10 protein-coding genes are annotated in these 11,448 nt (G+C 67.7%); 7 read left to right on the top strand and 3 right to left on the bottom strand.

The features are described 5' to 3' along the window. A partial coding sequence (locus OS124_RS0117615) for a malate synthase (RefSeq protein WP_010141170.1) occupies positions 1 to 1,188 on the bottom strand: 1,188 nt, incomplete at its 3' end. Between the two features lie 139 nt (positions 1,189 to 1,327). Here OS124_RS0117615 and OS124_RS0117610 point away from each other — a divergent pair. Then, complete coding sequence (locus OS124_RS0117610; RefSeq protein ID WP_010141169.1) at positions 1,328 to 2,770, top strand: helix-turn-helix domain-containing protein; 1,443 nt, start codon at positions 1,328 to 1,330, stop codon at positions 2,768 to 2,770. A gap of 97 nt (positions 2,771 to 2,867) precedes the next feature. On the opposite strand, the gene OS124_RS0117605 is transcribed toward OS124_RS0117610, so the two are convergent. Continuing rightward, a complete protein-coding gene (locus tag OS124_RS0117605; protein ID WP_010141168.1) occupies positions 2,868 to 3,239 on the bottom strand; it encodes a VOC family protein in 372 nt (123 codons plus the stop codon). Between the two features lie 160 nt (positions 3,240 to 3,399). Continuing rightward, on the bottom strand, positions 3,400 to 4,323 hold the full coding sequence (locus OS124_RS0117600; RefSeq protein ID WP_029375539.1) for a LysR family transcriptional regulator: 924 nt from the start codon (positions 4,321 to 4,323) through the stop codon (positions 3,400 to 3,402). Between the two features lie 116 nt (positions 4,324 to 4,439). On the opposite strand from OS124_RS0117600, the gene mdlC reads away from it, so the two are divergent. The 6 genes from mdlC to OS124_RS0117570 all read left to right on the top strand — a co-directional run. Continuing rightward, on the top strand, positions 4,440 to 6,023 hold the full coding sequence (mdlC, locus tag OS124_RS0117595) for a benzoylformate decarboxylase (RefSeq protein ID WP_010141165.1): 1,584 nt from the start codon (positions 4,440 to 4,442) through the stop codon (positions 6,021 to 6,023). A gap of 60 nt (positions 6,024 to 6,083) precedes the next feature. Continuing rightward, the gene (locus OS124_RS0117590; RefSeq protein WP_010141164.1) at positions 6,084 to 7,100 is read left to right on the top strand and encodes a TRAP transporter substrate-binding protein; all 1,017 of its coding nucleotides are present in this window, start codon (positions 6,084 to 6,086) and stop codon (positions 7,098 to 7,100) included. Positions 7,101 to 7,128: 28 nt separating this feature from the next. Next, positions 7,129 to 7,596, top strand: a complete 468-nt coding sequence (locus OS124_RS25130) for a TRAP transporter small permease (protein ID WP_010141163.1) — start codon at positions 7,129 to 7,131, stop codon at positions 7,594 to 7,596. Then, positions 7,596 to 8,894, top strand: coding sequence for a TRAP transporter large permease (locus OS124_RS0117580; protein WP_010141162.1), 1,299 nt, complete (start codon positions 7,596 to 7,598; stop codon positions 8,892 to 8,894). Before OS124_RS25130 ends, OS124_RS0117580 begins: the two co-directional genes overlap by 1 nt. Positions 8,895 to 8,922: 28 nt before the next feature. Then, a complete protein-coding gene (locus OS124_RS0117575) occupies positions 8,923 to 10,383 on the top strand; it encodes an aldehyde dehydrogenase (RefSeq protein WP_010141161.1) in 1,461 nt (486 codons plus the stop codon). Between the two features lie 689 nt (positions 10,384 to 11,072). After that, the coding region (locus tag OS124_RS0117570) for a BapA/Bap/LapF family prefix-like domain-containing protein (protein ID WP_010141160.1) at positions 11,073 to 11,448 on the top strand (376 nt) is incomplete at its 3' end.

The raw sequence follows: 11,448 nt of genomic DNA, 5'->3' as shown, positions 1-11,448 counted from the left end.
CTGGTTGGCGCGCGGCATCTGGGCGTCGAAGATCTCCATCGCGACGGGCACCAGGTCGGGGTGGGCGACCCAGGTGCCGTCATGGCCGGCCTCGACCTCGCGCAGCTTGTCGGCGCGGACCTTGTCGAAGGCTGCCGCATTGGCCGCATCGTCGCCCTTCGCCGGGATCTGCGCCGCCATGCCGCCCATGGCATGGATGCCGCGCCGGTGGCAGGTCTGCACCAGCAGCGCCGAGTAGGCGGCCAGGAAGGCGCGATCCATGGTCACCTCGGCCCGGTCGGGCAGGACATGGTCGGGATGGGCGCGCAGGGTCTTGATGTAGCTGAAGATGAAGTCCCAGCGACCGCAGTTCAGCCCGGCGATATGCTCGCGCAGCTCCCAGATGATCTCGTCCATCTCGAAGGCGGCGCGCAGGGTCTCGATCAGCACCGTCGCCTTGATGGTGCCGGGGGCAAGGCCAAGCGCCTCCTGGGTGAACAGGAAGATGGCATTCCACAGCCGCGCCTCGCGGTGGTTCTCGAGCTTGGGCAGGTAGTAGAACGGGCCACGGCCCGACGCCGCCAGCGCCGCCGCGTTGTGGAAGGCATGCAGACCGAAGTCGAAGAGTGCGGCGGCGATCGGGTGTCCGCCCATCATCACGTTGCCCTCGTCCATGTGCAGGCCGCGCGGGCGGACGATCATCACCGCGGTCTGCCCGTTCAGCGCGTAGCGCTTGCCGGTCTTCGGATCCTCGTGGGCAAGCGTGCCGTCGCGGTAGTCCATCATGTTGACCTGTCCGGCGATCATGATGTCGAACCGCGGCGCCGAGGCATCCTCGAAGTCGGCCATGAAGACCCTGGCACCCGAGTTCAGGGCGTTGATCATCATCTTGCGGTCGACCGGGCCGGTGATCTCGACGCGGCGGTCGGCCAGGACTTCGGGAACCGGGGCGGCGGTCCAGTCGCCGGCGCGGATGTCCGAGGTCTCGGTCAGGAACTCGGGCAGCAGGCCGTTGTCGTAGCCGGTCTGGCGGGCGGCGCGGGCGCTGCGCAGGGCGTTCAGCTCGGGGCCGAAACGGTGTTGCAGGGCGGCGATGAACTGCATCGCCTCCGCGGTCAGAGCCCGGTCGACGCCGGGCACGTCGCGCAGCACGACCGGCCGGGCCGGGGCCTGCGCTGCAATCGGGGCAATCTGTGTCGCGAGTGTCATGGCATCTGCCTTTCTGCTGGAATCGGTGACAGATGTAAGGTTAGTAATGTAAGGTGTGTAAGAGAATATCCTCAGTGAACCCAACGGGTTGGGCTGTAACTAATGTAACGTTACAATCCGTAACTTTGTAAGGAATGTCATGTCGGATCGTGGTGAGAAGCTGATCATCGGGGCGCGGCTGAAGCGGCTGCGGCGGACCCTTGGGCTGACCCAGGCGCAGATGGCGCAGGATCTCGGGGTCTCGTCCTCCTACATCACGCTGATCGAGGCGAACCAGCGTCCGGTCAGCGCCAAGCTGCTGCTCAAGCTCAGCCAGGTCTACGATTTCTCGCCCGGAGAGGTGGCGGGGGCGCAGGACCTGCAGTTGCAGGCCGACCTCGAGGCGGCGCTGAAGGATCCGCTGTTCGGTGAACACGTGCCGCGTTCGGAGGTCGAGGAGGTGGTCAACGCCTCGCCAGGGATTGCGCGGGGGCTGCTGAGGCTGCACCAGAAGTATCGCGAGATGGCCCTGACCAGCGGTACCGGAGAGGACGCCTATTCGGACCGCGACCGGGTCGAGCTGCTGGAGCAGACGGCGCGGCCGGTGGACGAGGTGCGGGCCCATTTCCACGCCATGCGCAACCATTTCGACCGGCTGGACCGGGCCGCCGAGGCCCTGGCGGACACGCTGGAGATCTGGCGCAACGAGCCGCAGATCGTGCTCAGCGACCGGCTGCGTGATGGCCACGGCTACCGGGTGCGCATCCTGCCGCAGGAGGTGATGCCGGAGCAGCTGCGCCTGCTCGATCCGCACCGGCGCCACCTCAACCTGTCCGAGCGGCTGGACCAGCCGGGGCGGCGGTTCCAGATCGCGGTGCAGCTGGCGCGGCTGGAATGCGCCGACCTGATCGAGGCAGAGCTGGAGGCGGCTGGCTTCTCGAAGGCGGCGCAACCCCTGGCGCGCACCAGCTTTGCCAACTATGTCGCCGCCGCGCTGCTGATGCCCTACGGCCGGTTCCTGAAGGCCGCCGAGACCGAACGCTACGACGTCGAGCTGCTCTGCCAGCGCTTCGGCACCAGCTACGAGCAGGTGGCACACCGGCTGACCACGCTGCAACGGCCCGAGGCGCGCGGGGTGCCCTTCTTCTTCGTCCGCATGGATCGGGCGGGGAACGTGTCGAAACGCTTCAGCGCCGGGCGGTTCCATTTCTCGAAGTTCGGCGGCTCCTGTCCGCTGTGGAACATCCACTCGTGCTTCGAGACGCCGGACCGGGTGCAGACCCAGGTCATCGCCATGCAGGACGGCACCACCTATTTCTCGATCGCCCGCACGGTGTCGCGCCACCTCGGGACCTTCTCGCGGCCCTCGGCGCGCTTCGCCATCGGGCTGGGCTGCGACATGGCCTATGCGCCCCGGCTGACCTATGCGCAGGATCTCGACCTCGCGACGATCCGCCCGGTCGAGATCGGGGTGAACTGCTATCTCTGTGAGCGGCCGAACTGCCCCTCGCGCGCCTATCCTCCGATCAACCGGGAGTTCCACTTCCCCGAACGCTCGCGCGGGCTGTCGAGCTTCGACTTCGAGCGGCCCGAGACGGGGTGACGGCCTCGGGCTGACCTCCTGGGGTGCTGATCGCGCGGATCTGGCTGTTGTCCCGCTCGGGGCGCGGTCTCGCGCCCCGAGCGGTCGGCCTTGCAGGCTAGAGGATCTCTGCGACGTCTATCCGGTTACCGTCAGCATCGGCAAAGACGAAGGCGCGCAGACCATAGTCCTTGTCCTGCAGGGTCTTGATGATGCGGAAGCCGTGTTCCTGACACCTGCGGCAGGCCTCGTCGGCGCTGGACACCAGCAAATGCGCCATGTTGAACGCCGGCGGTCGGAGATCCTTCTGCAGCGACAGGTGCAGCTCGGCCCCGTCCTTCTTCAGGATCATGAAGCCGACGGGGGTGCCGTTCTGGAAGGTCTTCTCGAAGCCGAAGACCGCGTTGTAGGCCAGATAGGCCCTTTCGATGTCGCGCACCGGAAGCGTCGGCGCCATGCGCCCGAGCGCAAGAGGGGGTGAGGAAGCCATGAAGCTCTCCCTGATCAGGGGCGGGCCCCGGGGCGCGAGCGGTGTCGGCGCTGTCCGGTGGTCTCCGCTATGCAGGGCGGTGCCTGATGTGATCTGGCCCCGAAACGCAGGGGAGTTCAAGGCGAAACGACGAGCCTCGGGGCCGGCGGCGCCGCGCGGGTCATTCCTCGGGCAAAGCGGATTGTTCCTGCGCCAGGGTTTGCAGGGCGCGCAGCAGCTTGAGCGCCGGAGGGGGCAGCTGTCCCATCCGGCGCCGATAGATATGGAACCTGCGCCGGAAGGTCAGCGCGGGGAGGGGCAGCGCGACCAGGTCCCCGGCGTCGACTTCCCGCGCCACGAGGCCGCGCGGCATCCAGCAGATCTGTCCGCCTTGCAGGGTCATGCTCTTCAGCATGTTCACCGAACGCGACAGGACGCCGATTTCCACCGTTTCGATCCCCTCGGCGAAGAAGCGACGCTTCAGCTCGCGGGTGATCGGCGTGTCGAGCGGTGGCAGGGCCCAGGGGTGGCGGGCCGCTTCGGCCAGGGGAATGTCGGCGCGTCCAGCCAGCGGATGCCGCGGTGCCACGAAGACCTCGACCAGGTCGTGCAGCGCTTCCGGGCAGGCGAGGGTGATCTCATCGTCCATGTAGGGTTCCGGCGAGATCGCCATGTCGACCTCGCCACGTTTCAGCGCCAGCAGCAGCTTGTCCTCGATCTCTTCGATCACCTGGGCCTGAAGGCCCGGCTGGTCGGCCAGCAGCTGCTGCAGGGCGGTCGCAAGGTGGCCCGAGACGACGCTGCCGACACCGCCGACCCGCACCACGCCCTTGCTGGCGCCGCGCAGGGCATCCAGCAGGTCTTCGGCATTGGTCATCTCGGTGTCGACGGTGCTGGCGTAGGGCAGGAAGGCTTTTCCGTATACATTCAGCGTTACGCCCGTTGTCGTTCGCTCGAACAGGGGCGCGCCCAGATGGGCCTCAAGCCGCCGGATGATCCTGGTCACGGCGGGCTGTGTCAGGTTCATTTCCCTTGCTGCGCGGCCAAAACTGCCGTGTTTTGCCGTCGCGAGGAAAGTTGAAAGCGTTCTCTGATCCCAAGTCATACCGATATGGTATGAGTGCAAGCAGAGAATGGCAATTCCCCTTGGGGCTCCGCCCCTGTCAGAATGTATTCATGAAGAGGAAGGCCCCCGGTCAGGTCCGGGGTGGGGGAGGACATATGACCCAATCGGGTTCTGGGCACGGAACGACCGTGCGCGACGCGGTGTTTCAAGTGCTGCGCCATCACGGCATGACCACCATTTTCGGCAACCCGGGTTCGACCGAGTTGCCACTGTTCAGCGAGCTGCCGGAGGGGTTCCGCTATGTCACGGGGCTGCAGGAATCCGTCGTCGTCGCCATGGCAGACGGGCACGCCCTGGCCTCTGGCGCTCCGGCCTTCGCCAACCTGCATTCCGCCGCCGGCGTCGGTCACGCCATGGGCAGCATCTATTCGGCCTTCCGCAACCGTGCGCCGGTGGTCATCACCGCCGGGCAGCAAAGCCGGCCGCTGCTCAGCGCGGATCCGTTCCTTTACGCCGAGGCCGCGACCGAACTGCCCCAGCCCTATGTGAAATGGGCGATCGAACCGGCCCGGGCCGAAGATGTGCCGGCCGCCATCGCGCGGGCCATCCACATCGCCTGCCTGCCGCCTGCCGGCCCGGTCTTCGTCTCGATCCCGTTGGACGACTGGGCCCGGCCCTGCGCGCCGCCCGTCCTGCGCGCGGTCACCGGACGCGCCCAGCCAGAGGCCGGGGCGCTGGCCGGGGTCGCGGACCAGCTCGAGGCCGCCGCCGATCCGGTACTGGTCGTGGGCGCGGGGGTGGATGCGGACGGCGCATGGGAGGCGGTCGTCGGCCTGGCGGAACACTATCAGGCCCCGGTCTGGGTAGCGCCGCTGTCCTCGCGCTGTTCCTTCCCGGAAAGCCACCCGCTGTTTGCCGGCTTCCTGCCCGCGAACGAGGCCGACATCTCGCGCCGGCTGGCCGGTCACGACCTGATCCTGACCCTCGGCGCGCCGGTCTTCACCTATCACTACGAGATGCCGGGCCCGATCCCGCCGGAGGGGGCCGAGCTGGTGCAGATCGTCAGCGATCCCCGACAGGCGGCCTCGGCGGTCTGCGGCCGGTCGCTTGTCGGAGACCTGGATCTCTCGCTGCGGGCCCTGCGCGCAGCCGCCGGTGCCGCCCGTGCGCCGCGGTCGGTTCCGCTGCGCAGACCCGAGCCGCCGAAACCGGGGCGGGGGATCTCGTCGGCCATGGCGCTGGCGGCCCTGCAGCGGCTGCGTCCGGCCTCCGGCATCGTGGTCGAGGAAGCCCCCTCGAGCCGCGACGACGTCCACGATCACCTGCCGATCGACCGCGCGGGGGGCTTCTTCGCCACCGCCAGCGGGGGGCTGGGCTATGCGCTGCCCGCAGCGGTCGGCGTGGCGCTGAGCGATCCCGGCCAGACCGTCCTGGCGGTGCTGGGCGACGGCTCGTCCATGTATGCGATCCAGGGGCTCTGGAGCGCGGTCGAGCATCGCGCCGACGTGCTGTTCGTGGTGCTCAACAACGGCGGCTACGCGGCGCTGAAGGGCTTTGCCGGCAACAAGGAGGTGGTCGGCTGCGACATCGGGCACCTGTCGCTGGCGGCGCTGGCCGAAGGGCAGGGCTGCCCGGCGTGGCAGGTCTCGGAGCCCGACGCGCTCGAACCCGTGCTCGGCAAGGCATTCGCGGCCGGAGGAGGGCCGCGTCTGGTGGAGGTGATGATCGACCGGGGCTGAGAAGCCCCGGCGCGCACCGATGCGAAAGATGACCATGGCAACACTCTTGAGGAGGAAGAGATGATGCGTACTGTACTTCTGGCGGCAACAGCCGCGACGGCGCTGGCCGCCCCGGCCCCCGCCCAGGACACCCCGGTGAACCTGCGTTTCGGCGTCTGGGTCGGGCCGACACACCCGCTCATGCAGGGGACACAGCCCTGGATAGAGGCCATCGAGGAGGCCTCGGAGGGCTCTATCGAGATCACGCTCTACCCGTCCAGCCAGCTTGGCGCGGCGGTGGATCACTACGATCTTGCCCGCGACGGCATTGCCGACATCACGCTGGTGAATCCCGGCTACAATGCCGGTCGCTTCCCGGTGATCTCATACGGAGAGCTGCCGTTCCGCTTCAATCACGCCGTCGCCGGGTCGCGGGCGCTGGACCAGTGGTATCGCGCCTATGCCGAGCAGGAGATGTCCGAGGTGAAGTTCTGCATGGCCTTCATGCATTCGCCCGGCACCATCCACACGACCAGCCCGGTGAGCGGTCCCGAGGATCTGGAGGGGCTCTCGATCCGGCCGGCGAACGGCACCCTCGGCACCTACCTGTCCAGTCTCGGCGCCACCACCATCCAGGCCTCGGCGGCCGAGATGCGCGACCTGCTGACACGAGGCACGGCCGATGGCACCGCCAGCCCCTACAGCTCTCTGGCGACCTGGGGCATTGCGGATGCCGCGACCCATCACCTCGACTTGCCGATGTATGCGGCGAATTTCGTCTACGTGATCTCGCCCCTGGCCTGGAACCGCATGAGCGCGGCACAGCAGGCGGTGATGGAGGAGCATTGCTCGACCGACTGGGCCGGACGGATCGTGGATCTCTGGGCCGAAGAGGACCTTGCGGAGCGCGCGGTGCTGGAGGGCGAGGCGGCGCATGTCTTCGCCACACCCAGTGACGCGCAGCGCGAGGCCTGGCTGGCAGCGGCGGAACCCGCCATCGCCCGCTGGCGGGCACAGGTCGAGGCCGCAGAGATCGACGCCGCCTCCGCCGAGGCAGCCATCGGGGCGGCGATTGCCGAGAACGATGCCGGACTCTGATCGCGTGATGCGTCGGGGGGCGGGCCGCATGGCCCGCCTGATCGCCGCCATCGAGACGGTGGCGGGACTCTTCCTGGTGCTGATCGCGGCACTGACGGTGACCGAGGCCGGGCTGCGCTACGCCCTGGGGATGCGCATCCCCGATGCCTACATGGGGGCCACGGCCCTGCAGGGCATCGCCATCGCCTGGGGCATCGCCTGCACCACCTGGACGCGGCGCCATATCAGCGTCGATGCCATCTACGAGCTGTCGCCGCCCTGGCTGCGCAGCGCGATGAACGTCTTTTCCTCGGCGGTGACCTTCGTCGCCATGCTGACCCTGATGGTGATGCTCTGGCGCAAGACCGCCAGCAGCCTCGCCAGCGGAGAGGTCTCGGCCGACCTGCTCTGGCCGCTCTGGCCCGTGGTCGCCGCCACCGCGGCGGGCATCGCCGCCGCTTCGGTCCTGGGCCTGCTGCGCCTGGGACGTGACATTCTGGACTTCAGGACAGGTTGATGGACCCGACTTTGCTTTCCTTCCTCGGCTTCGCCGGCCTTTTCCTGCTGATCATCCTGCGGGTGCCCATCGGCATCGCCATGGGCGTCGTGGGCGTCTGCGGCTTCGCCGCCGTGGTCAGCTGGTCGGCAGGTCTGAACCTGCTGGTCAATGCGCCCTACCGGATGATGTCGGACTATGCGCTGAGCGTGGTGCCGATGTTCGTCCTGATGGGGGTCTTCGCCGGGGCAGGGGGCCTCAGCCGCGAGCTGTTCGACGCCTCGAACACCTGGCTTGGGCACCTGCGCGGAGGGCTGGCCACGGCCACGGTTGCGGCCAGCGGCGGCTTCGCGGCGATCAACGGCTCTTCGGTGGCCTGCGCCGCGACGATGACCACCGTGGCCCTGCCCGAGATGCGCCGCGCCGGCTATGCACCGGGCCTCGCAGCCGGTGTGATCGCCGCCGGAGGCACGCTCGGCTCGATGATCCCGCCTTCGGTCTTCCTGCTGCTTTACGGGATCATCACCGAACAGAACGTCGCGCAGCTGTTCATGGCCGGCGTGATCCCCGGCCTGCTGGGTCTCGGCCTCTATGCGCTGGTGGTGCAGATCATTGCCCGGCGCCATCCCGGGGCGATGCCGCACGGCACCCGGGCCAGCTGGTCTGCGCGGTTTGCCGCCCTGCGCGGGCTCTGGGCGACACTGCTTCTGTTCGCGCTGGTGATCGTCGGCATGTACGGCGGCTTCGTCACCGTGACCGAGGCGGCGGGCGTCGGCGCCGTCGGGGCGCTGCTGATCGGTGTGGCGCGGGGCAAGCTGCCGCCGCGGGTGATCCTGCGCTGCCTCGTGGACGCCCTGCAGATCACTGCCGCCATTTTCACCATCGCGGTCGGCGCCACGCTCTTCGGCTACTTCCTGACCGTGACCCAGGTCACCCAGAACCTGACGGCCTACCTGACCCAGGTGCCGCTGCCCGCCTGGGGCGTTCTGGGCCTGCTGCTGCTGGTCTACCTCGCCCTCGGCGCGGTGATGGACGAGCTGGCGGTGATCCTGCTGACCGTGCCCATCGTCTTCCCGGCGATGCAGGCGCTTGGCTTCGATCCGATCTGGTTCGGCATCGTTCTGGTCACCACGATTTCCATCGGGCTGATCTCTCCGCCCGTGGGGATGAACGTCTTCGTGATCAACTCGATCGCACGGGATGTGAAGCTGACCGAAATCTACCGCGGCGTGCTGCCCTTCGTGGGGGCCGACCTGCTGCGGATCCTGCTGCTCTGTCTTTTCCCGGTCCTGGCCCTGTGGCTGCCGGGCACGATGTGAACTCTGGTCAAATTGAGGAGTGAGACCAATGAACCAACAGACCCCGATCCTGCGCGCCCCGAGCCAATTCTTCATTGGCGGCAAATGGGTCGCCCCCAAGGGCACGTCCCGGCTGGAGGTGATCTCGCCGGTCACCGGCGAGAAGGTGATGGACTATCCCGAGGCTTCGAAGGCCGATGTGGATGACGCCATCGCCGCCGCCCGCGAGGCCTTCGACACCGGCCCCTGGCCGCGCTTGTCGCCCAAGGAGCGCGCCAACTACATGCGCAAGGTGGCCGACAATATCGAAGCCCGGCTGGAAGAGATCGCCACCAGCTGGACCGGCCAGATGGGTGCGCCCATCACGCTGACCAAGATCCTGGCGCCGCAGAACGTCACCCTGTTCCGCTACTATGCCGACCTGATCGACAGCAACTCCTACAGCTTCACCGACGAGCGCGCGCGCGCCAACGGCGGCCGCACCGTGGTGGCCAAGGAGCCGGTCGGCGTCTGCGCGGCGATCACTCCCTGGAACGCGCCCATGGTGCTGCTGACCTACAAGATCGCCGCCGGGCTGGCCGCGGGCTGCACCTTCGTTGCCAAGCCCTCGCCCGAGACCCCGCTGGAGGCCTATGTGCTGGCCGAATGCATCGAGGCGGCGGGCCTGCCGGCCGGTGTCTTCAACCTGGTGCCTGCCGGGCGCGAGGTCGGCGACTACCTGGTGCGCCACGCCGATATCGACAAGGTGGCCTTCACCGGCTCGACCGCGGCGGGCAAGCATATCGCTGCCGTCTGCGCCGAGCGCCTGGCGCGGGTCTCGCTGGAACTGGGCGGGAAATCCGCCGCGATCCTGCTGGATGATGCCGACTTCGGCGCCGCGCTGCCCTCGCTGATGATGTACACCATGCCGATCACCGGGCAGGTCTGCTTCTCGCTGACCCGGATCCTGGTGCCCGAGAGCCGGGCGCAGGAGTTCACCGACCTCTTCGTCGGCGCGGTGAAGGGCATCAAGGTGGGCGATCCCGCCGATCCGGCGACCCAGATGGGCCCGCTGGCCATGGGTCGCCAGAAGGAGCGTGTCGAGGGCTACATCAGGGCCGGCCTCGCCGAGGGGGCGCAGATCGCCACCGGCGGCGGCACGCCCGAGGGGCTGGAAACCGGGTTCTTCTTCGAGCCCACCGTCTTCACTGGTGTCACCCCCGAGATGACCATCGCGCGGGAAGAGATCTTCGGCCCCGTGGTCTCGATCATCACCTACAAGGACGATGCGGATGCCGTGGCCAAGGCCAATGCCACCGATTACGGGCTGAACGGGGCGATCTTCTCGGCGGACAGCGAACGCGCCTACCGCATGGCGCGGCAGGTCAAGTCGGGCGGCTTGACGATCAACGGCAACATCATCGACCCGACGATGCCCTTCGGCGGCGTGAAGCAGTCCGGCTATGGCCGGGAAGGCGGGATCGAGGGGCTGGACAACTACCTCGAAGCGAAGACCATCCACTTCGCCTGACCCTCGTAACTCTCGTCGACAGCGCGCCCGGCCCGAAAGGGTCGGGCGCCGCTGTTTCGGGACGGCGGCAAGTCCCGGGGCCGGCTTCACGTGGTGCCGGTGCGCCGAGGTGCGGTCTTCCCAGGCCGGCAATGTGTGATGGCCGGGAGGTCCACGCGGCCCCGGAAGGGCGTGCCCCGCGGCAGCGCCGACCTGAGGTGCAGGGCGCGGGGGTTGCGTGCTGCCCTCCCGGGGGCATCTTCCACGCGTCTTCGACTGCTGGCCATGGCCTGGAGCGAGGCGGCCCGGCCTGGCTGCCGGTCGGCCAGGCGGACCTCTGCAATGTGGCCCGGGATGGTCGGCCTGGCGTCGGAAGCGGCCTTGTTGCGGGCGCTCCTGCGGCCTGCATGTCTGTCGCGTTCCGGTGAACCTTCCGGGAGTCGTGACGTGATGTGATGGCAGGCCTCGCCGGGTCTGACATCCGCCGGAGCGGTGGCGGCCTCCATGGGTTTTACCCATTCAAAAGTATATGTATCCATTGAGAGGTCTTTCTGTGCGCGTGTAAGTGACGGAATTTAAGTCATATAATTTCGACTTCGCGGGCGAGCATTCTGTTGACATGCTGATCTAAAGTATGTGTTGATGCATACTTAAGATGAATCTCCTTCCGGAACTGGGCGCGTGGGTGCCCGCAACAGAGAGTGGTGAGAATGGCTGAACGTGTGATTGCCGCAGGTCCCGAGATCCCGATCGATATCGATGCCCTGCAGGAAGATGTCCTGAGATACTCGCGGTCGGGGAACGATCTGACGATCGACCTGAAGAGCGGGGACTCGATCCTCGTGACCGACTTCTACGTGCCGGCCGAGAACGGGTCGTTGCACAGCCTGGTCTTTGCCGATGGCATGGTCATGGAAGGGGATGAAACCACGTCGGGGCTGGGGGATGACATGGAGCCGGCAGTTCTCGCCGGCCTTGGCATTCTCGGCATCGGCGCGCTGGCGGGCGGCGGCGGAGGCGGCTCGGACCCCACCGATGCGACCGACCCGACGGACGCGACCGACCCGACGGATGCAACCGATCCCA

This window comes from Oceanicola sp. S124 (assembly GCF_000220565.1).
Lineage (GTDB): Bacteria > Pseudomonadota > Alphaproteobacteria > Rhodobacterales > Rhodobacteraceae > Pseudooceanicola.
This window is presented reverse-complemented; position numbering and strand designations above follow the sequence as displayed.